At 66.4% G+C, this 20,022-nt stretch carries 24 protein-coding genes; 16 read left to right on the top strand and 8 right to left on the bottom strand.

Translation table 11 applies throughout. The features are described from left to right. The first annotated feature begins 34 nt into the window (after positions 1-34). On the top strand, positions 35-511 hold the full coding sequence (locus AC4OR5_RS15260) for a hypothetical protein (protein WP_003138434.1): 477 nt from the start codon (positions 35-37) through the stop codon (positions 509-511). Here AC4OR5_RS15260 and AC4OR5_RS15255 read toward each other — a convergent pair. Both AC4OR5_RS15255 and AC4OR5_RS15250 read right to left on the bottom strand, forming a co-directional pair. Beyond that, a complete protein-coding gene (locus tag AC4OR5_RS15255) occupies positions 492-1,052 on the bottom strand; it encodes a nitroreductase family protein (RefSeq protein WP_003109199.1) in 561 nt (186 codons plus the stop codon). The genes AC4OR5_RS15260 and AC4OR5_RS15255 overlap by 20 nt on opposite strands. Before the next feature lie 64 nt (positions 1,053-1,116). Next, a complete protein-coding gene (locus AC4OR5_RS15250; protein WP_003114826.1) occupies positions 1,117-1,488 on the bottom strand; it encodes a YkgJ family cysteine cluster protein in 372 nt (123 codons plus the stop codon). 157 nt (positions 1,489-1,645) lie between these two features. Between AC4OR5_RS15250 and AC4OR5_RS15245 the strand changes: the two genes are divergently transcribed. From AC4OR5_RS15245 to AC4OR5_RS15225, 5 genes are all read left to right on the top strand, one after another. Continuing rightward, positions 1,646-3,100 (top strand): TrkH family potassium uptake protein, encoded by a 1,455-nt coding sequence (locus AC4OR5_RS15245; RefSeq protein ID WP_003091497.1) that lies wholly within the window; start codon positions 1,646-1,648, stop codon positions 3,098-3,100. Positions 3,101-3,166: 66 nt separating this feature from the next. Beyond that, positions 3,167-4,312 (top strand): MlaE family ABC transporter permease, encoded by a 1,146-nt coding sequence (locus AC4OR5_RS15240; protein WP_023096529.1) that lies wholly within the window; start codon positions 3,167-3,169, stop codon positions 4,310-4,312. Beyond that, positions 4,309-5,103: an ABC transporter ATP-binding protein gene (locus AC4OR5_RS15235; protein WP_003091499.1), complete on the top strand. Its 795-nt coding sequence runs from the start codon at positions 4,309-4,311 to the stop codon at positions 5,101-5,103. Before AC4OR5_RS15240 ends, AC4OR5_RS15235 begins: the two co-directional genes overlap by 4 nt. A gap of 1 nt (position 5,104) precedes the next feature. Continuing rightward, a complete protein-coding gene (locus AC4OR5_RS15230; protein ID WP_003091500.1) occupies positions 5,105-6,043 on the top strand; it encodes an MlaD family protein in 939 nt (312 codons plus the stop codon). Next, positions 6,040-6,684, top strand: coding sequence for an ABC-type transport auxiliary lipoprotein family protein (locus tag AC4OR5_RS15225; protein ID WP_003130465.1), 645 nt, complete (start codon positions 6,040-6,042; stop codon positions 6,682-6,684). Before AC4OR5_RS15230 ends, AC4OR5_RS15225 begins: the two co-directional genes overlap by 4 nt. 22 nt (positions 6,685-6,706) lie before the next feature. Here the strand turns inward: AC4OR5_RS15225 and AC4OR5_RS15220 are convergent, their stop codons facing one another. Further along, entirely contained in the window at positions 6,707-7,720 is a 1,014-nt protein-coding gene (locus tag AC4OR5_RS15220; protein WP_003130464.1) for an AraC family transcriptional regulator, read from the bottom strand. Between the two features lie 142 nt (positions 7,721-7,862). Between AC4OR5_RS15220 and AC4OR5_RS15215 the strand changes: the two genes are divergently transcribed. Further along, positions 7,863-8,180: an Mpo1-like protein gene (locus tag AC4OR5_RS15215; RefSeq protein ID WP_003091504.1), complete on the top strand. Its 318-nt coding sequence runs from the start codon at positions 7,863-7,865 to the stop codon at positions 8,178-8,180. Positions 8,181-8,398: 218 nt separating this feature from the next. Then, entirely contained in the window at positions 8,399-9,790 is a 1,392-nt protein-coding gene (locus AC4OR5_RS15210; RefSeq protein WP_019485235.1) for an adenylate/guanylate cyclase domain-containing protein, read from the top strand. Here AC4OR5_RS15210 and AC4OR5_RS15205 read toward each other — a convergent pair. After that, the gene (locus tag AC4OR5_RS15205; RefSeq protein WP_016263238.1) at positions 9,780-10,835 is read right to left on the bottom strand and encodes a glycosyltransferase family 4 protein; all 1,056 of its coding nucleotides are present in this window, start codon (positions 10,833-10,835) and stop codon (positions 9,780-9,782) included. The genes AC4OR5_RS15210 and AC4OR5_RS15205 overlap by 11 nt on opposite strands. Further along, positions 10,832-11,644: a UDP-2,3-diacylglucosamine diphosphatase gene (locus AC4OR5_RS15200; protein ID WP_003091510.1), complete on the bottom strand. Its 813-nt coding sequence runs from the start codon at positions 11,642-11,644 to the stop codon at positions 10,832-10,834. Before AC4OR5_RS15200 ends, AC4OR5_RS15205 begins: the two co-directional genes overlap by 4 nt. Before the next feature lie 146 nt (positions 11,645-11,790). Here AC4OR5_RS15200 and AC4OR5_RS15195 point away from each other — a divergent pair, with 146 nt between their 5' ends. From AC4OR5_RS15195 to AC4OR5_RS15185, 3 genes are all read left to right on the top strand, one after another. After that, positions 11,791-12,555 carry a helix-turn-helix domain-containing protein gene (locus tag AC4OR5_RS15195; RefSeq protein WP_003091511.1) on the top strand — a complete coding sequence of 255 codons (765 nt, stop codon included), beginning with the start codon at positions 11,791-11,793 and terminating at the stop codon, positions 12,553-12,555. Positions 12,556-12,619: 64 nt separating this feature from the next. Continuing rightward, positions 12,620-12,955, top strand: coding sequence for a tRNA-binding protein (locus tag AC4OR5_RS15190; RefSeq protein ID WP_003091512.1), 336 nt, complete (start codon positions 12,620-12,622; stop codon positions 12,953-12,955). Positions 12,956-12,964: 9 nt separating this feature from the next. Then, on the top strand, positions 12,965-13,858 hold the full coding sequence (locus AC4OR5_RS15185; RefSeq protein WP_003130462.1) for a DMT family transporter: 894 nt from the start codon (positions 12,965-12,967) through the stop codon (positions 13,856-13,858). A 79-nt stretch (positions 13,859-13,937) separates the two neighbouring features. Here AC4OR5_RS15185 and AC4OR5_RS15180 read toward each other — a convergent pair whose 3' ends face one another. Next, on the bottom strand, positions 13,938-14,891 hold the full coding sequence (locus AC4OR5_RS15180; protein WP_023106151.1) for a LysR family transcriptional regulator: 954 nt from the start codon (positions 14,889-14,891) through the stop codon (positions 13,938-13,940). A gap of 101 nt (positions 14,892-14,992) precedes the next feature. On the opposite strand from AC4OR5_RS15180, the gene AC4OR5_RS15175 reads away from it, so the two are divergent. From AC4OR5_RS15175 to AC4OR5_RS15155, 5 genes are all read left to right on the top strand, one after another. Further along, the gene (locus AC4OR5_RS15175; RefSeq protein WP_003091518.1) at positions 14,993-15,547 is read left to right on the top strand and encodes an NAD(P)H-dependent oxidoreductase; all 555 of its coding nucleotides are present in this window, start codon (positions 14,993-14,995) and stop codon (positions 15,545-15,547) included. A gap of 75 nt (positions 15,548-15,622) precedes the next feature. Continuing rightward, entirely contained in the window at positions 15,623-16,240 is a 618-nt protein-coding gene (locus tag AC4OR5_RS15170; RefSeq protein WP_058160247.1) for a glutathione binding-like protein, read from the top strand. Between the two features lie 145 nt (positions 16,241-16,385). Continuing rightward, the gene (locus AC4OR5_RS15165; protein ID WP_058160248.1) at positions 16,386-17,225 is read left to right on the top strand and encodes an SDR family oxidoreductase; all 840 of its coding nucleotides are present in this window, start codon (positions 16,386-16,388) and stop codon (positions 17,223-17,225) included. A gap of 111 nt (positions 17,226-17,336) precedes the next feature. After that, entirely contained in the window at positions 17,337-17,723 is a 387-nt protein-coding gene (locus tag AC4OR5_RS15160; RefSeq protein ID WP_023106147.1) for a glycine cleavage system protein H, read from the top strand. Positions 17,724-17,807: 84 nt separating this feature from the next. Next, the gene (locus AC4OR5_RS15155; protein ID WP_031638930.1) at positions 17,808-18,551 is read left to right on the top strand and encodes a DsbA family protein; all 744 of its coding nucleotides are present in this window, start codon (positions 17,808-17,810) and stop codon (positions 18,549-18,551) included. Between the two features lie 253 nt (positions 18,552-18,804). Here AC4OR5_RS15155 and azoR3 read toward each other — a convergent pair whose 3' ends face one another. Together azoR3 and AC4OR5_RS15145 are read right to left on the bottom strand one after the other, a co-directional pair. Continuing rightward, complete coding sequence (gene azoR3 / locus AC4OR5_RS15150) at positions 18,805-19,446, bottom strand: FMN-dependent NADH-azoreductase AzoR3 (protein WP_003091530.1); 642 nt, start codon at positions 19,444-19,446, stop codon at positions 18,805-18,807. A 146-nt stretch (positions 19,447-19,592) separates the two neighbouring features. Then, positions 19,593-19,910, bottom strand: coding sequence for a hypothetical protein (locus AC4OR5_RS15145; RefSeq protein WP_003091533.1), 318 nt, complete (start codon positions 19,908-19,910; stop codon positions 19,593-19,595). Positions 19,911-20,022 lie beyond the last annotated feature (112 nt).

Genomic DNA, 20,022 nt, shown 5'->3' with positions numbered 1-20,022 from the left:
CTGATGCGCGGCACTTCCCCCTGGAGCATCCGGCATGACTCTTCCCGCTTCGTTGTTCCTCGATGAACGCCCGCTCGCCCAGGCCATCGCACCGCCGGAACTTCCCGGCGACGAGCCGCAATCGCTGGTCCTGGCGGTCGAGCTGGGACAGGTCGTCCAGCAACTGCGGCAACGCTGGGCGCGCCTCGACCTGAGCCTGCCGGAGCGCGGCACCTGGCCGCTGGAAAGCTGGCGCCCGGCCTTGCACGAGGCGCTCTACGGCCTGCTCGGCGGCGCCGCGCAGGCGCGCCCGTGGCAGCGCATCACGCTGAATCCGGCGCTGGACGCGCGCCACGGCCGGCTGCGCCTGGACATCCTCGGCCAGGCGGAAGAAGGCCGGCGCTGGCTGCCGGCGGCCGTGGAAGCCGCCCGACGACTGGCCGGCTGGCAGGGCGGACGACTGCTCTGGCACGCCCAGGGCGCGTATTGGTGCGTACGCCTGCTGTTGCCGCTCAGCCCGGCCAGGCGCTGACGAAGGCCGTCGGGTCGAGTTCCGCCGGCGTGCGCAACTCACCCATCGGCGTACCCAGGTAGACGAAACCGATGATCCGCTCCTGCTCGCCGAGCCCCAGGCCGGCGTGCACCACCGGATCGGTGGCCATCTCGCCGGTCCGCCACATCGCCCCCAGTCCCTGGGCATAGGCGCCCAGCACCAGGCCGTGGGCAGCGCAGCCGGCGGCCAGCAGTTGCTCGCCATGCGGCACCTTCGGGTGATCCTGCAGGCAGGCCACCGCCACGACCAGCAGCGGTGCCCGCAGCGGCATGTTGCGGGCCTTGGCCAGCGCTTCCTCGGCGGCGTCCGGCTGGCGGCTCGCCAGGGCGCGGGCGTAGAGGTCGCCCAGGGCCCGGCGGCCTTCGCCTTCTACCACGATGAAGCGCCAGGGCCGCAGTTGCCCGTGGTCCGGGGCACGCAAGGCGACCCGGAACAGCCGGTCGAGCTGCTCCGGCGAGGGCGCGGGATCGCTCAGGCGGGCGTGGGAAACGCGAGTGAGCAAGGCGTCGAGAGCCTCCATGGGCGAACTCCTGTCAGAAACGAAATCGCCATTGTAGACGCAATCGCCAGGCTCACGCCCGCTCTCAGGCGACCCGTCCCGGCGCCAGGTGCGGCTGCAGCGGCGGGGTCAGCGGTGGCAGGCCGTAGGCGGCGCGCGCGGCATCGCAGGCCGGGTTGGGCTGGCCGTTGGCCCAGGCCGCCTCGAACTCGCGGCAGGTACTCGAGCGCTGCTCGTAGACGGTGCAGCGAACACCGCAACCGACCTCGCCGAGCAGCCCGACGCAGCGCGCCGGCTTGTTCTCGGTACCGCTCATGGCGACCATCTGCGGGCTGATGCGGACGGTCAGTTCGTCGGGTACGACGCCGCCTGCGGAACGGCACTCGCCCCAATAGAAAGACACACGAAAATGCGCACAGCAGGCGCCGCAGGTAAGACACGGATTGTCAGTGGACATGGTTGGCAGAACACCAGAGAAACCGGCGAGCGCCGGCGGGCGAAGCGAGATTCTAGCGATTTCGCGGCTGCTGTGAAGAGGGGCGCAGCGGCAGATTTACTCTCCGCGGACGGCTGGTAGAATGACCGGTCCGCCACCGCCCAGAGCCCCACGATCCATGGCCTTGCCGACCCTACGCATCCTCGGTTTCATCATCGGCATCTTCCTGATCACTCTGGCCGCCAGCATGCTGGTCCCGATCCTGACCATGCTCGCCTTCGACCGTACCGAAGGCATCCAGGCGTTCATCTGGTCCAGCGTCGCCACCTTCGTCACCGGCCTCGGCCTGGTCCTGCCGGGGCGTCCCGAGCATGTCCACCTGCGCCCGCGGGACATGTACATGCTCACCGTATCGAGCTGGGTGCTGGTATGCATCTTCGCCGCCCTGCCGTTCGTCCTGCAGCAGCACATCAGCTACACCGATGCCTTCTTCGAAAGCATGTCGGGGATCACCGCCACCGGCTCCACCGTGCTCAGCGGGCTGGACGACATGTCCCCGGGCATCCTCATCTGGCGCTCGCTGCTGCACTGGCTGGGCGGCATCGGCTTCATCGCCATGGCCGTGGCGATCCTGCCGATGCTGCGGATCGGCGGCATGCGCCTGTTCCAGACCGAATCCTCGGACCGCTCGGAAAAGGTCCTGCCACGCTCGCACATGGTCGCCAAGTACATCGTCGCCACCTATGTCGGCATCACCCTGCTCGGCAGCCTGGCCTTCTGGGGCGCCGGCATGAGCCCGTTCGACGCGGTCAACCACGCCATGTCGGCGATTTCCACCGGCGGTTTCTCCACCTCCGACCAATCCCTGGCCAAGTGGAAGCAGCCGGCGGTGCACTGGACCGCGGTAGTGGTGATGATCCTCGGCAGCCTGCCGTTCGCGCTCTACGTCGCCACCCTGCGCGGACACCGCAAGGCGCTGATCAAGGACCAGCAGGTCCGCGGCCTGCTCGGCCTGCTGCTGGTGACCTGGCTGCTGATGGGCACCTGGTACGCGGTAACCTCCAAGCTGCCCTGGATGGATGCCTTCCGCATCGTCGCGGTGAATGTCACCTCGGTGGTCACCACCACCGGCTTCGCCCTCGGCGACTACAGCATGTGGGGGCACTTCTCGATCATGCTGTTCTTCTACCTCGGCTTCATCGGCGGTTGCTCCGGCTCTACCGCCGGCGGCATCAAGATCTTCCGCTTCCAGGTCGCCTACACCCTGCTCAAGGCCAACCTCTACCAGTTGATCCACCCGCGCGCGGTGCTCAAGCAGAACTACAACGGCCATCGCCTGGACGAGGAAATCGTCCGCTCGATCCTGACCTTCTCGTTCTTCTTCGCCATCGTCGTCTGCCTGCTCGCCCTCTGCCTGTCGCTGATCGGCCTGGACTGGATGACCGCCCTCACCGGCGCCGCCAGCACCGTGGCCGGCGTAGGCCCGGGGATGGGCCCCATCATCGGCCCCTCGGGCAACTTCGCCAGCCTGCCGGACGCCGCCAAGTGGCTGCTGGCCGCCGGCATGCTGCTCGGCCGCCTGGAGATCATCACCGTGCTGGTCCTGCTGACCCCGGCGTTCTGGCGCCACTGAGCGCTCACGGGCCTGTCTGCAATGGCTCTACTCAGGGACTGAAAAGCCGGTGTAAGCTTCTGCACCATGACGACACAGCCGCAACCCGGCCACGTGAGCCTGGATAGCTCCACCCAGCCCGCCCGCGTCAGAGCCATAGGTGATTGGACGCTCGCCCACTACACGGCTCTGGAGCGCGAGGTGACGCGCCTGCGCAGCGAAGTGGCGGCCAACGCCAGCTTCGACCTGAGCCAGTTGGGCGCCCTGGATACCGCCGGCGCCGCCCTGCTCGCCGAATTGCTCGGCGCCGAGCGGCTGGCCGACCTCGCCGAGCTGGAGCCCGGCCTGCCGCGCGAGCGCCAGGCCCTGCTGAAGACCGTCGGCCACGCCCTGCACGACTTCTGCGAACCGGAAAAACCCAAGCCGCCGACCACCGCCATCGAACTGCTGGCTCGCATCGGCTGTGCCATGGAGACCTTCTGGCTGCACCTCAAGGCACTCCTCGGCTTCATCGGCCTGACCCTGGAGACCCTGCTCCGCAGCCTGGTCCGCCCGGCCAGTTGGCGGGTCACGCCGCTGGTGGCGAACATCGAGAAGAGCGGCCTGGACGCGGTGCCGATCATCGCCCTGCTGACCTTCCTGGTCGGCGCGGTGATCGCCTTCCTCGGCGCCACGGTGCTGGCCAACTTCGGCGCGACCATCTACACGGTCAACCTGGTGGTGTTCTCCTTCCTCCGCGAGTTCGCCGTGCTGCTCACCGCGATCCTCATGGCCGGCCGCACCGCCAGCGCCTTCACCGCGCAGATCGGTTCGATGAAGGCCAACGAGGAGATCGACGCGATCCGCGCCCTCGGCCTCAACCCCATCGAGCTGCTGGTGCTGCCGCGGGTGCTGGCGCTGCTGGTATCGCTGCCGATGCTGACCTTCGTCGGCATGCTCTGCGGCATCGTCGGCGGCATGACCGTCTGCGCCTGGACCCTGGACATCCCGCCGGCGATGTTCCTGTCGATCATGGAGGACGGAATCGGCGTACAGCATTTCCTGGTCGGTATCAGCAAGGCCCCGCTGTTTGCCTTCCTGATCGCCGTGATCGGCTGCCTGGAAGGCTTCAAGGTCAGCGGCAGCGCCCAGTCGGTGGGCGAGCACACCACCACCAGCGTGGTCCACTCGATCTTCGTGGTGATCCTGCTCGACGCCCTCGCCGCGCTGTTCTTCATGGAGATGGGCTGGTGAGCCAGGACAACCCGCAGGCGATCATCCAGGTCCGCGACCTGTGTAACCGTTTCGGCGCCCAGGCGGTCCACGAGCACCTCGACCTCGACGTCCGTCGCGGCGAGATCCTCGGCGTGGTCGGCGGCTCCGGCACCGGCAAGTCGGTGCTGCTGCGCAGTATCGTCGGCCTGCGCCGGCCGACCTCCGGCAGCGTGCGGGTGTTCGGCGAAGACCTGCTGCAACTGCCGGAGGAGCGCCGCTCCCTGGTCGAACGGCGCTTCGGCGTGCTGTTCCAGCAGGGCGCGCTGTTTTCCTCGCTTACCGTGGTGGAGAACGTCGCCCTGCCGCTGATCGAGAACGCCGGCCTGCCGCGCGCCGACGCCGAGCACCTGGCCCAGGTCAAGCTGGCCCTGGCCGGGCTACCGGCCAACGCCGGCGACAAGTATCCGGCCTCGCTTTCCGGCGGCATGATCAAGCGCGCCGCCCTGGCCCGCGCCCTGGCGCTGGACCCGGACATCCTGTTCCTCGACGAGCCCACCGCCGGCCTCGACCCGATCGGCGCGGCGGCCTTCGACAACCTGATCCGTACCCTGCGCGACGCCCTCGGCCTGACGGTGTTCCTGGTCACCCATGACCTGGACACCCTGTACACCATCTGCGACCGGGTCGCCGTGCTGTCGCAGAAGAAGGTCCTGGTGGTCGATACCCTGGAACGGGTCGCCGCCACCGACGACGCCTGGGTCCGCGAATACTTCCACGGGCCGCGCGGGCGCGCCGCCCACCAAGCCGCCGCCGTGCCGGAGAATCACTGAGATGGAAACCCGAGCCCACCATGTGTTGATCGGCCTGTTCAGCGTGATCGTGATCGGCGCCGCCCTGCTCTTCGGCCTGTGGCTGGCCAAGTCCGGCTCGGAGGGCAAGTTCAACTACTACGACATCGTCTTCAACGAAGCGGTCAGCGGCCTTTCCCAGGGCAGCTCGGTGCAGTACAGCGGGATCAAGGTCGGCGACGTGGCCTTCCTCCGCCTCGATCCGCAGGACCCGCGCAAGGTCTGGGCACGCATCCGCGTGGTGGCCAGCGCGCCGATCAAGCAGGACACCACCGCCAAGCTGGCGCTCACCGGGATCACCGGCACCTCGATCATCCAGCTCAGCAGCGGCACGCCCGCCAGCCCGATGCTGGAGGGCAAGGACGGGAAGATCCCGGTGATCGTCGCCACGCCCTCGCCGCTGACCCAGTTGCTGAGCAACGGCGAAGACCTGATGGGCAACATCAACCAGCTCATCGCGCGCTTCAGCAACCTGCTCTCCGAGGAAAACACAGCGCGCATCAGCCGCACCCTCGACCATCTCGACCAGGCCACCGGCGCGCTCTCCGCCGAGCGCGAGAACGTCAGCGCGGTGATGCAGCAGTTGGCCCAGGCGAGCAGGCAGGCCAACGCCGCGCTGGCCCAGGCCAGCGAGTTGATGCGCAGCGCCAACGGCCTGCTCAACGAGCAAGGCAAGGGGATGCTGGAAAACGCCAACAAGACCATGGCTTCGCTGGAGCGCACCAGCGCCACCCTCGACCAGTTGATCAGCGAGAATCGCCACTCGCTGGACGGCGGCATCCAGGGACTCGCCGAGCTGGGCCCGGCGGTCAGCGAACTGCGCGATACCCTGGCGGCACTGCGCGGAATCAGCCGGCGCCTGGAAGAGAACCCGGCGAACTACCTGCTGGGCCGGGAAAAAACCAAGGAGTTCACCCCATGAGGCTCGCCCTTCGCCCGCTGCGTCGCCTGTCCCTGGCCGCCGGCCTGGCCGCGCTCGCCACCCTCGGCGCCTGCTCGATCCTGCCGGAAGCGCAGGTCCTCCAGGTCTACCTGCTACCGGTGCACAACCCTCCGGCCAGCGCCGCCGCGCGGCCGGTCGACTGGTCGCTGCGGATCGCCCGGCCGCGTACCAGCCTGGTGCTGGAGAGCCCGCGCATCGCGGTGCGCCCGCACGGCGACGAAATCAGCGTGTACCAGGGCGCGCGCTGGAGCGATCCGGCACCGTCGCTGCTGCGTGACCGTCTGATGCAGGCGTTCCAGGCCGACGGCCGGGTCCGCGGCCTGAGCAGCGACGACAGCAACCTGCAGGCCGATTTCGAACTGGGCGGCGACCTTCGCGCCTTCCAGACCGAGTACCCGAACGGCCAGGCCAGCGCGCTGATCCGCTACGACGCGCGCCTGGTGCGTACCGACGACAAGCGCGTGGTCGCCAGCCGGCGTTTCGAGGTCAGCCAGCCGGTGGACGGCAAGAAGGTCGCGGCGGTGGTCAGCGCCTTCGGCAAGGCCGGCGATACGCTGTCGGCCCAGGTCCTCGACTGGACCCTGCGCCAGGCCTCGGCGCAACCCGCCGGGCAGCCCTGAAGCGTACCGCCTGGCCTGGCGACTAGCCCGGGCGCTCCTGGCGGCGCGCCCGGTATTCGTTGGGCGTGCAGCCGAACCAGCGGCGGAATGCCCGGAAGAAATTGCTCGGATCGGCGAAACCCAGCAGGTAGGCGACCTCCAGCAAGGTCAGGCCGGGCTGCTGGAGATACTGATCGGCCATATCCCGACGTGTGTCGTCGAGCAGTTGCTGGTAGCTGGTGCCCTCCTCCTGGAGGCGTCGTTGCAAGGTGCGCTGCGACAGGTGCAGCGCCTGGGCCACTCGTTCGCGCTTGGGTTCTCCCTGCGGCAACAGCCGGCACAGGGTCTGCCGGGCCAGATGGGTGATGCGGCTGGTGCTGAAACGCGCCAGGTATTCGCCGGCGAAGCGATCGTGCAACTGGGCCAGCGCCTCGTTGGCCGAGGGTAGCGGCGTCTCGAGGTCGACGCGGGAAAACACCAGCGCGAACTCCTCGGCGTGAAAGCGCAGCGGCGCGCGGAACAGCTCGGCATAGGGTGCCAGCGGCTCGCGGGGCGCGCCAGGCAGTTCCACCGCCAGCGGGTCCAGCGGCCGGCCGGTGATCCAGCGGACCATGTCCACCAGGTAGGCCAGCGAGCATTCGGCACTCTGCGGCGGCGCCGGCAGGCGATCGCCATGCACCGTGACGCCGAGTCGATAGCCCTGCGGCGTGCGGCGGAAAGTCAGGTCGGAGGCTTCCGCGATGATCCGCTGGTAGCGTTCCAGGCGCGCGAAGCCTTCCGCCAGGTTGCGGCTCGACATCAGCGCATAGCCGACGACGTGGAAAGCCGGGCGCCGGACCCGGGCGATGTTCAGGGCGATCGCCGGGTTGCCGCTGAGCGCCACCGCACGCTGCCACAGACGGCTCATCGCATCCTGCGGGAAGCGCGCGTCGGGGTCCTGCAGGGCCTGGTAGTCGAGGCCCAGCTCGGCGAACAGCTGGCGTCCGTCGAGGCCTTCCAGCTCCAGGGCGAGGACGATGCCCTGGACCCAGCTGGACAAGGTTGTACGTTCCGGCATCGGTCTCTTCTTGTTCTGGCGGGAGGCACGCCGACCGTCGACCGGCCTGGCGGCCCAAGGATACTAAACTGGCCCTGTATGTCATCCGCGACATCGTGCGGCCCGCACTACACTGCGCGGACACAACGAGAGGAGGCATTCCATGAGCAGCCCTGACGACGAGCGTTTCCACAGTTTCGCCGAGTTCTACCCCTACTACCTGCAGGAACACAGCAATGCGGTGTGCCGCCGCCTGCACTACGTCGGCAGCCTGCTGGTGCTGGCGGTGCTGTTCCTCGCCGTGGCCAGCCAGCAGTGGCTATGGCTGCTGGCGCTGCCGCTGGTCGGCTATGGCTTCGCCTGGGTCGGCCACTTCGTCTTCGAGAAGAACCGCCCGGCCACCTTCAAGTACCCGCTGTGGTCGTTCATGGGCGACTGGGTGATGCTCAAGGACGCCTTCACCGGCCGCATCCGCTTCTGACCCGTCCCGCGCGGCCGGCCGCCCGGGCCGGTCGCTCCGCCGGGACGACCGTCGGTCCCGGATCGGTGCGCTTTCCTGAACTATCGCTCAGCTGTCACTGGCCGCCGCGCAAACGCTTGGTTAAGATTCCGCCAGCAACCTGGCCAACCGCCATTCCTCAGGCGGAAAGCTCACGAAGCCGAGCCAGGACGAAAATACACAGGGATCCTCTCCAGCGCATGAAGCCTACCCTCCCCGACCGCTCGCCGACGAGCCGGTCCGTCGCGTCCATGCGTGAATACTATTCGCGCGTGCTGGCCTATATCGCCTGTGGCGCCAGCATCGCGGCGGGAACCTACACCCAGTATTTCAGCTACGGCATCCTCTGGATGGTGCCCTATGCGCTGCTCTACCCGCACCTGGCGTACCACCTCGGCCAGCGCTTCCGCCAGCACGACCCGCGCAAGGTGACCCGCGTCCTGCTCGCGGTGGACGCCGTGCACTGCGGCCTGGGCATGGCGCTGCTCGGCTTCTCCGTGGTGCCCAGCCTGATGTTCCTGCTGGTGCTGAGCTTCACCGCGCTGGTCATCGGCGGCCTGCGCCTGCTCGGCATGGCCCTGCTGGTATCGGCCAGCAGCGCCCTGCTGGTCGCCGTGCTCGTCGCCCCGCCGCTGCTGGGCAATACCCCGGTCGAGGTGGCCGCGGTCAGCATCCTGTTCTGCGGACTGTACATCTGCATCACCGCCTTCTTCGGCCACCAGCAGGGCCTGCGACTGGCCCAGGTGCGCCAGGAGATCGCCCGCGAGCAGGAAAAGGCCGCGCGGCTCGCGCGCAACCTGGCCAAGTACCTGTCGCCGCAGGTCTGGGAAATGATCTTCAGCGGCAAGAAGAGCGTGCGCCTGGAAACCCAGCGCAAGAAGCTCACCGTGTTCTTCTCCGATATCCGCGGCTTCACCGAGCTATCCGAGGAGCTGGAAGCCGAGGCCCTGACCGACCTGCTCAACAACTACCTCAACGAAATGTCGAAGATCGCCCTCAAGTACGGCGGTACCATCGACAAGTTCGTCGGCGACTGCGTCATGGTGTTCTTCGGCGACCCCAGCACTCAGGGCGCGAAGAAGGACGCGGTGGCTGCGGTATCGATGGGCATCGCCATGCGCAAGCACATGAAGGTGCTGCGCCAGCAGTGGCGGGCCCAGGGCATCACCAAGCCGCTGGAAATCCGCATGGGCATCAACACCGGCTATTGCACGGTGGGTAACTTCGGCGCCGACACGCGCATGGACTACACCATCATCGGCCGCGAGGTGAACCTCGCCAGCCGCCTGGAAAGCGCCTCGGAAGCCGGCGAAATCCTCATTTCCCACGAGACCTACTCGCTGATCAAGGACGTGATCATGTGCCGCGACAAGGGCCAGATCGCGGTCAAGGGCTTCAGCCGCCCGGTGCAGATCTACCAGGTGGTGGACTCGCGCCGCGACCTCGGCGCCGCGCCCAGCTACGTCGAGCACGAATTGCCCGGCTTCTCCATGTACCTGGACACCAACAACATCCAGAACTACGACAAGGAACGGGTCATCCAGGCCCTGCAACAGGCCGCCGAGCGCCTACGCGACAAGGTCATCCTCTGAGTTCGTCGAGCGCCGCCGGCAGTTCGTCGCGCCATTCCGGCGCAGTCCGCGGACCGCTCGCCTGCAGCGCCAGGAACTCCTCCGCCGAAACCCGCCAGGACTGCTCCCGCGCCCAGCGCCCGCAGACCTGGCGATCCAGCGCCAGCGCCTGGCGGCAGGCTTCGCCAAGATCCTCGTGCATGACCCCGGTCACGCCCTGCTGCAATACATCCAGCGGCCCCGGCACGGCGAAGGCCGCCACCGGCACGCCGCAGGCCAGGGCTTCGAGCATCACCAGGCCATAGGTATCGGTCAGCGAGGGAAACACCAGCACCGAGGCCGCCCGGTAGGCGTCGGCCAGTGCGCGGCCATGGCGGTAGCCGAGAAAACGCGCCTGTGGATAGCGCTGCTCCAGCGCCGCCCGCTGCGGGCCGTCGCCCACCAGCCATTTTTCGCCCGGCAGTTCGAGATCGAGGAACGCCTCCAGGTTCTTTTCCGTCGCCAGCCGCCCGACATACAGGAACACCGGCGGCCGCTCTTCCGCCGCGGGTGTCTCGGCGGGATGGAACAGTTCGGTATCGACGCCCTTGCGCCACAGCCGCAGGTGCTGGAAGCGCCAGGCGCAGAACTCGTCGCGCAGGCGCGGGGTGCTCACCAGCACCGCCCGGCTCGGCCGATGGAAGGCGCGCAGGAAGGCATAGCCCCAGGACAGCGGCAGCCACGGACAGCGGTCACGCAGGTATTCGGGAAAACGCGTATGGATCGCCGAGGTGAAGTCCAGGCCGCGCTTGCCCAGCCAGCGCCGCGCGGCCCAGCCGAGCGGCCCCTCGGTGGCCAGGTGCACGGCATCCGGGGCGAAGGCCTCGATCAGCCCGCCGAGGCGCCAGAGATTCCAGGCCAGGGGGATTTCCGGATAGCTGGGACAGGGCAGGCAGCGGAAGTCGGCGGGCGACAGCACCCGTACCTGGTGGCCCAGCAGTTCCAGCTCGCGCTGCAGGGCCAGCAGGCTGGTGACGACTCCGTTGACTTGCGGTAACCAGGCGTCGCTGACGATCAATAGCCTCATGCCGCCGGCTCGACCGCCGCGGCCTGCGCCGCCAGCCGCGCCTGCTCCTCGGCCAGGCGGTAGAGCTGGATGCTGCCGTCCCAATGTTCGATCAGCGCCGTGCAGGATTCTACCCAGTCGCCGCAGTTGAGGTAGTCGACGCCCTCGATGCGGCGGATCTCGGCATGGTGGATGTGCCCGCAGACCACCCCGTCGAGCCCGCGCTTGTGACACTCGTGGGCGATGGCTTCCTCGAAGTCGCTGATGAAGTTCACCGCGGTCTTGACCTTGTGCTTGAGGTACGCCGACAGCGACCAGTAGCCGTAGCCCCAGCGCCGCCGCCAGTGGTTCAGCCAACGGTTGAGGAGCAGGGTGAACTCGTAGGCGGAGTCGCCGAGGAACGCCAGCCAGCGGTGGTAGCGGGTGATCACGTCGAACTGGTCGCCGTGTATCACCAGCAGCTTGCGGCCGTCGGCGGTACTGTGCACCGCCTCGTCGACCAGGCGGATGTTGCCGAGGATCAGGCTCGAATAGCGGCGCAGGAATTCATCATGGTTGCCGGTGACGTAGATCACCTCGGTGCCGCGCTTGCTCAGGGTGAGCAGGCGGCGGATCACGTTGGTGTGCGCCTGCGGCCAGTAGATGCCGCCGCGCAGCTTCCAGCCGTCGATGATGTCGCCCACCAGGTAGATGCGATCGGCGTGGTAGCGCTTGAGGAACGCCGCCAGGTGTTCGGCCTGGCAATCCCGCGTCCCCAGGTGGACATCCGAGATCCACAGGGTCCGAACCCGCTGCTTGCGGTTCGAGGTGAAGCGTTGCGCGGTGCTCATCGGCGGGTCTCCGACGGTGTTTTTCCGATCTTGGACGGCGCCGGTGAAACGACTGTGACAGGCCGGCGACCGTTGCGTGACAGGGCGCGACTGTCTGTCGCCGGCGCCAGCGGGTAGACTGGGCGCCTGCCTCCGGGAGCTTCGCCATGGGTTCGATCCTTTCCCTGCGCCACTACAGCCACGACCAGATCGTCCACAGCCATGACCATGCCCAATTGGTCCTGGGCCTCAGCGGCTGCCTCGAGTTCGAGGTCGAGGGGCGCGGCAGCCGCGTGTTGCGGCAGACCTTCGCGGTGGTGCCGGCGCAAGCCCGGCATGCCTGCTCGAGTCCCGCCGGCAGCCGCTGCCTGGTCCTCGACCTGCCCTGCGACGGCAGCCTGCTGCTGGGCCTGGGCGAACACGCCGAAGCCGGTCGGCGGCTGTTCGAGCGACCGCAGGCGCTGTCGCTGACGCCCGCCCAGGGCCAACTGGTGAACTGGCTGGCCAGCGGCCCGATCAACGACCCGGTGATCGCCCACCAGGGCGCCGGCCTGCTCCTCGCCAGCCTGGCCAGCGAGCGCCAGCCGCCGCGCCAGCAGCCCCGCCTGCCGCTGGCCAGCCTGGACGCCTACCTCGACCGCCATGCCGCCCATCCGTTGCAGGTCGCCGACCTGGCACGGCTGGCCGGTCTTTCGGTGGCGCGCTTCCACAGCCTGTTCCTCGCCGAGACCGGGCAGACGCCCATGGACTACGCGCGCAGCCGACGCCTGCACCAGGCCCACGAACTGCTGCTGGAGAGCAGCCTGGCGGTGGGCGAGATCGCCGCCCGGGTCGGCTACGCCTCGCAGAGCGCCTTCACCGCGGCGCTGGTCCGCGAGTTCGGCGTCACCCCTCGGCAATTGCGTCGCGAGTCCCGCGACAAAACCGGCTAGCCGCACGACAGACAAATCCGTCGCGACTCCTTACTCTCTGCCCATCGACAGACCAGGAGTCAGCATGGACATCATCGAATGGCAGGATTTCGAACGCGTCGAACTGCGCGTCGGCACCATACTCGGCGCCGCACCCAACCCCAAGGCACGCAAACCCGCCTACATCCTCGAGGTCGACCTCGGCCCGCTCGGCCTGCGCACCTCCAGTGCGCAACTGACCGCGCACTACCAGGCCGAGGAACTGGTCGGCCGTCAGGTCCTCTGCGTCTGCAACTTCGCTCCGAAGCAGATCGCCGGAGTGCGCTCGGAGGTCCTGGTCACCGGGGTCTACGATAGCGAGGACAAGGTGGTCCTGGCCGGCTTCGACAAGCCCCTGCCCAACGGTGCGCGCCTGGCCTGAAGGATCCCCATGAATCGACGTTCCGCCCTCGCCGCCCTGCACGGCGGCGCCCTCCTCTTCGGCCTGACCGGGGTGTTCGGCAAGCTGGCCAGCGCCTCCCCCGGGGTGATCGTGTTCGGTCGCGCGCTGTTCGCGGTGCTCGCCCTCGGCCTCTTCGCCCGCCTCGCGGGCCAGGCCTGGCGCGCCCTGGGATCCGCGCAATGGCTGCGCCTGGCGCTCTGCGGCCTGCTCCTGGCCGGGCACTGGGTGAGTTTCTTCATCGCCGTGAAGACCGCCGGCGTGGCCATCGCCACCCTCGGCTTCGCCAGCTTCCCGGCCTTCACGGTAATCCTCGAAGGGCTGCTCTTCCGCGAGCGCATTCATCTCGCGGAAGGACTGCTGGTAGTCCTGGTCAGCCTTGGCCTGGTGCTGGTCACGCCGAACTTCGACCTCGCCAGCGGCGCCACCCTCGGCCTGCTCTGGGCGATCCTTTCCGGCCTGCTGTTCGCCCTGCTGTCGCTGGCCAACCGCAGCAACAGCGGGCAGGTCGGCCCGGTGCAGGCGGCGCTCTGGCAGAACCTGGTAGTCGCCCTGTGCCTGCTGCCGTTCGCGGTCGGCGAACTGCCGGCGCTACCCGCTCTCGACTGGCTCTGGCTGGCCCTGCTGGGCGTGTTCTGCACCGGCCTGGCGCACAGCCTGTTCGTGGCCAGCCTGGCGGTGGTCAAGGCCCGCACCGCGGCACTGGTATTCGCCCTGGAGCCAGTCTACGGGATCGCCTTCGCCTGGCTGTTGTTCCATGAGACGCCGGGGCCGCGGATGTTCCTCGGCGGCGCCCTGATCGTCCTCGCCATCGTGCTGTCGGCGCGGCTCGGCGCCAGGAACCGGCCGGTCCCGGACAACGGCTTGTCCGCTAACCGGGGCTGAACCCGCCGAGCCTTGCATCCGGGTCACGCGCACCGGATCGCGGAAGGTACGAGCTGCCCCGGAATGGCGGCGGCGGGCCTCAGGTTCGTTGCGCGAGGCCGGACTCGAGCGCCAGCGCGATGGGCGTGAGCTGTATCTCGGGGTTCTCCGCGAACAGCTCCATGACCCAGTTCACAAAGCAGCGCACACGAACCGACAGGTGCCTGGAGCCCGGGTAGATGACATGCACCGGCGCCGCAGAAAAGTGCCATTGCGGCAGTACCGGAACAAGTTTCCCTGCGCGTACGAATCCAGCCACCGCGAATGGGGCGCCAGGGCAGATGCCGCTGCCCGCCATGCAGGCCGAAATAGCCACGTCGGGTTCGTCGAACTGCATTCCATCGCCGGACTGCACCACGAAACGCTCCGGGCCGGACTCCAGCTCCCACATGAACGGGTTGCGCTCCCTGCCGCTGAACCAGCTCAACCGCCTGAACTGCGATAGATCGTCCGGACTGTCTACACCGCCTATGGAGGCCAGGTACTCGGGCGAGGCATACAAGCCCATCTGGATGTCGCAAAGATGCCTGGCGATCATGCTGGAATCCTTGAGCGCACCTCCCCGGATCGTGCAATCGATGCCGTCCTCCAGCAGATTGCTGATCCGGTCCGAACTACTCAGCCGCAGCTGGATCCTCGGGTAGCGCGCCTGGAAGTCGTGCAGCCTTGGAGCGATCACCCATCGGGCGATGGTGATCAGGGAGTCCACTCTGAGCCGGCCGATGGGCGTCGCCGTCCCGCCCCTGAGCGTGGCCTCCAGTTCGTCTATCTGCTGCAGCAGGACCTGGCATTTGTCGAAGTACGCGCTGCCATCGTGCGTAAGACTCAGGGCACGGGTCGTACGATTGAGCAAGCGCACGCCTAGATGCTTTTCAAGATCGCTGACGCGCTGCGAAACGCGAGCTTTCGGCAGGCCCAGGGCATCGGCCGCGCGTGTGAAGCTGCCGGCGTCCACCACCTTCACGAAGGTGGCCATGGCGGTGAGTTTGTCCATAGATTGTTCGCGATTATTGAACCAAGAGTAACTTTGGATAATATTTTTCTTATTCTCAATCCCAATTATGGTTCCTTCCGTCCACCCACCAGGGAACCATCATGTCAAAAGCAGTCGTTGTTTATTTCTCCGGATATGGCCATACCAAGCGCGTAGCACAAGCGGCGGCGGAAGGCGCACAGGCTTCGCTGATCGAGATCGATAGCGAGGGCAACATTCCCGAGGCAGCCTGGGACCTGCTCGACCAGGCGCAATCCATCCTCTTCGGCGCGCCCACGTACATGGGCTCGGTGCCTTGGCAATTCAAGAAGTTCGCGGACGCCACTTCCAAGAAGTGGTTTGTTCGGCAGTGGCAGGACAAGGTCTTCGGCGGCTTCACCAACAGCGCAAGCCTGAACGGCGACAAGCAGGTTTCCCTGATCCTCATGCACACGCTGGCGTCCCAGCACGGCGGCATCTGGGTCAGCCTGGGCCTGGCTCCCGCCAACACCTCGGCCTCGAGCCGCGCGGATATCAACAACCTCGGCGCCTCGGTCGGCGCGCTGGTGCAGTCGCCGTCCGACGCGGATGCCCAGGCCATTCCCAGCGGCGATCTCGAGACCGTGAAGCTCTACGCCGCTCGCGTCGCCAGGATCGGACAACAGCTGCACGCCTGAGCCAGGCGCCGATGAATCAACGGCGCACCCTGCGCGCGTCGCTTGAACCTGCAACTACCTCGAAGGATATCGATCATGAAACTGTACTACTCCCCCGGCTCTTGCTCGCTGGCCATCCACATCGTGCTTCGCGAGGCCAACGTGCCTCACGAACTGGCCAAGGTCGACCTGTGGCAGCACAAGACCGCCTCGGGCGGCGATTACTTCCAGATCAACCCGAAGGGCACGGCGCCCGCCCTCGAGTTCGAAGGCGGCTTGCTGACCGAAGGCGCCGCCATCAGCCAATACCTCGCGGATCGCTACGCCCCAACGTTGGTGCCAGCCAACGGAACACTGGAACGCAGCCGTTTGCACGAGATACTGAATTACCTCTCTTCGGATTACCACAAGTCCTTCACCCCGCTGTTCTACCTGTCCCCTTCGGACGATCCCACGGCCGCGCAGCGCCCAGTGATAGCCAAAGTGGCCTACCTGAACAACCTCCTCGCGGACGGCCGCCCATACATCCTGGGTAACGAGTTCACCGTCGCGGACGCACATCTCTTCGCCCTTACGCGCTGGTGCGCCCTGTTCGGCATTTCGCTGACCCCATTCCCAGCATTGATGGATTTCATGGCCAGGATTGCAGCCCGTCCGGCAGTCAGGGCCGCGCTACAGGCCGAAGGACTGGAGGAACACCCCGACCAGTGCTGAGCCCTCGCTAGGTACCGGTTCTACGCGGACTGACGCCAGCGCTAGCACAGACGAGACCCGTGGCTGGGTTTCGCAGCCGACGTCAGCCCCCCTGGACTTTCCTGAACGCGTCCCGCTGCTCGAGGCGGACATCCTGGAGATCGATATGTCGAAGAAAATTCTTGTTCTAGGTGCGACGGGAACAGTCGGCAAGCCGTTAGTCGAAGGCCTGCTGGCCAAGGGAGAGGCCGTCAAGGCCGCTTCCCGCGCAAATCGGAAAATGGATGGAGTCGAGAGTACGCCCTTCGATTTCGGCAAACCGGAAACCATCGCCGCCGCCCTGGAGGGTGTGGATCGCACTTACATGCTCCTGCCCGCCGGCTACCTGAACGTACGCGATCTGCTCCTGCCGTTCGTCGAAGCCGCCGCAAGCCGCAAGGTGAAAATAGTCTTCCAGAGCGCCTTTGGCGTGGATGCGAATGACGCCAACCCCATGCGCCAAATGGAAATCCTGTTGGAGAAATCCGGCACGCCCCATGTGATCTTGCGGCCGAACTGGTTCTCCGACAATTTCCATCACTTCTGGAAAGCCGGCCTCGACCGGGGTCAGATCGCCTTGCCAGCCGGCGATAGCAGGACCAGTTTCATCGATGTGCGCGATATTGCGGCCAGCGCCATCGCCGCGCTCACCTCAACCGCTTTCGACGGCAAAGCATTCAACCTCACCGGTCCCGAAGCGCTCAGTTATGCCGATGCCGCGGCGATCCTGTCCGAAGTGACCGGCAAGCCCGTGCGATACGCCGCGACATCGGACAAGGCGTTCATCGACATGCTGGAGAACAACGGTGTGCCCGCCGCCAATGCGGCGCACATGGCCTCGATCTTCCACCCGGTGCGCCAAGGCTGGATGAGCGTAGTGACCGACGATGTCATGAAGCTCACCGGCGAGAGACCGCGGACACTGCGGGAATACGCACAAGACAAGGTCGCCGCCCTGACGGCCTAGGGCCAGGCTGCGACGCCTTGGGCGTCGAAAGTCGCAGGCGCCGACCAGAAACGCCTGGGGGCGCCAGCATAACCTCTGTTTTTCCAGGTTGAACGGGAGACGACCGTGTCCATGCAATTTTCCAAAGACCATTACTGGGTTCGCCTCGCCGACACCCTCGATGGCCACGCTATCGACAGCGTTGTCGTCGGTGTCACCCCACGGGCGCTGGCCGGCCTGGGCAACCTGATTTCGGTGATCCTGCCCAACGTCGGCGAGACGTTGGCGCAGGGAGCCGCCGCGGCCGAGATCGAGTCGGACAAAGCGGTGACGAACCTGTACACCCCCGTCTCCGGCGAAATCATCGCCGTCAACACGGCCTTGCGCGACACCCCGACGCTTGCCAACACCGACCCGTTGCGCGCCGGCTGGTTCTTCAGGGTCAAACTCAGCAACCCGGGGCAACTGGATGCGTTGCTCGACGAGAAGGCTTATGCCGAACTGTTCTGGGCCCCGTGACGACCGATTGGCTGGCCGGCACTGCGCTGGCGGCGCGATAGCCGCGGCAGACCTCCATACAGCCTCAACCTGTGGACTCCAACCATGACACTCATGAACTGCGATCCGGCCACCGGCAGTTGCCGGATTCCCGACGCTGCTCCCATCCTCCCCCAGGGGGCGAAGCAGGCCCCTGGCGGCGAAGTCACGCTCAGGTACATCGGCGACCCCATGTGCTCCTGGTGCTGGGGTATTTCCTCCACGCTCGAAGAACTCGCACGGTACTGCGAACAGAAGGGTATCGGCTTCACCCTCACCATGGGCGGCCTGCGCGCGGGCGGGGGCGACGCATGGGGGCCGGAGTTCCGGGAGTTTCTACGCCGGGAATGGACCCATATCGCCAAGGTCACCGGTCAACCATTCGGTTTTTCCCTGCTGTCGGCAAAGCATTTCGACTATGACACGGAGCCTGCCTGCCGAGCCGTTGTGGTCGCCGAGCAAATGCTCGACCAGAAGCGGCCTGTCGCCTCCGCAACCCTGGCATTTTTCTCTGCCGTGCAGCGCAAGTTCTATGTCGAGGGCGAGGACCCCAAGAACGTGGACTTTTATAGATCCATTTGCGAAGACGCTTCGCTATCGTTCGAAGACTTCCGCGCGCATTTCACCACTGCCGCTGCACGGCAAGCCGTCTATCGGCAATTCGCCCAGTGCGGAGAGTGGGGCGTACGCGCATTCCCCACCCTTCTGCTTGACCTGGCTGGTGATCTGAAGCAACTGAGTTCAGGCGCCACCACAGCGGCAAGCGTGATCGAACGTATCGAACATCTGCTGGGCGCGCGCACCGACTGAACATCCGGACCGGTGAGGCGGGTGGCGCAATGCACGGCCCGCCAACAGCATTCTGCGGGCAGGGTCCACCGTCCTCCTTGCAGCAGTCCCCGCTGCCCCTGGCGCCGTTCACCCGTGTCGATGCGACAACGCCAGCGCGAAAGCCCCTGCCAGACTGTCTGCGCTCCGGAACCCGGGGCCTGGAACCATCGCGAAATAAAAAAACCCGGTCGAACACGCGGGGGGAAGGGGTTCGACCGGGTGCTGCGTCCAATCACCGGAGCGTTGGCAGAGGGACGCAAAGGGAAGTGTTCGTTTCCAGCGCCTGCAGCATCCGCTCGCGGGCTCGCGCCAGGCCTTTCTCACGGAACTCCGGGCCCATGTTCATGCCCTCCGCGTGGATGAAGGTGACGTCGTGGATGCCGACGAAGCCCAGCACCTGGCGCAGATAGGGTTCCTGGTGGTCGAGACCGCCGCCGGCGTAGATTCCGCCGCGGGCGGTGAGAACGAAGGCGCGCTTGCCCTGTAGCAGGCCTTCCGGCCCCTGCTCGGCGTAACGGAAGGTCAGGCCGGCGCGCAGCACATGGTCGAACCAGCTCTTCAGGCTGCTGGGAATGGCGAAGTTGTACATCGGCGCCGCCAGCACCAGCACGTCCGCTATCCGCAACTCCTCGGTCAGGCGATTGGAACGCTCGAGGGCGCGCCTTTCCGCAGCGCTATGGCCATCGCAGGGAGTGGTCCAGGCTCCCAGCAATAATTCATCGAGGTGCGGCAGCGGCTCGCGCGCCAGGTCGCGGACCTGGAAGCGATCAGCGGGATGCGCGGCTTTCCAGTGGGAGATGAATTCCGCCGTCAGCAGGCGGGAAACCGAGCCCCGTTGGCGGGCACTGCTCTCGATAACCAGGACACGGGACATGACTCGACCTCCACTCACTGCGATACAACGATGGAGGTGAGGGTAGAGAATGATTAATCGATTAAAAAGTTGAAAAAACCGCTGTTAAATATCGACCATATTGATTTATAAACAGGCAACACCTAGTCTTTCGGTGAGAGAACGCTCTATTTCGCGATCTTGCAGGTCAGCTTGATCCGCAACTTGATGATGTCGCGGCCGAACTGCGCGGTGAAGTTGCTGTTCTGCCCGGGCTGGATCACGCCCTTGCGCACTTTCGGGGTCTCCGGGCCGTTGCGGAACACCGCCGTGCATTCCGCCGCCTGGCCACCCAGGTTGGTGAGGAGGATGGCGCCCATGTCGCGACCGATGTCCTGGGTGCTGTAGGAGACCTCGGTGCCGTTGAGTTGCGGGTCGACCTCGATCGGATAGGCGAAAGCGGACAGGGGCAGCAGCGATAGTGCGAAACAGCAAAGCCTTTTCATGGCCGGACTCCCGGTAGCGACAGATGGAAAAATGGCAACACCCTGAAAACCACGGCATCCCGTACGTCAAGAGAATGGACAGCCATCCCGTACAGGATGCCGACGACACGAT

This window comes from Pseudomonas sp. YA1 (genome assembly GCF_058680555.1).
The sequence above is the reverse complement of the archived record's forward strand: the minus strand, read 5'-3'. Positions and strand labels throughout refer to the sequence as shown.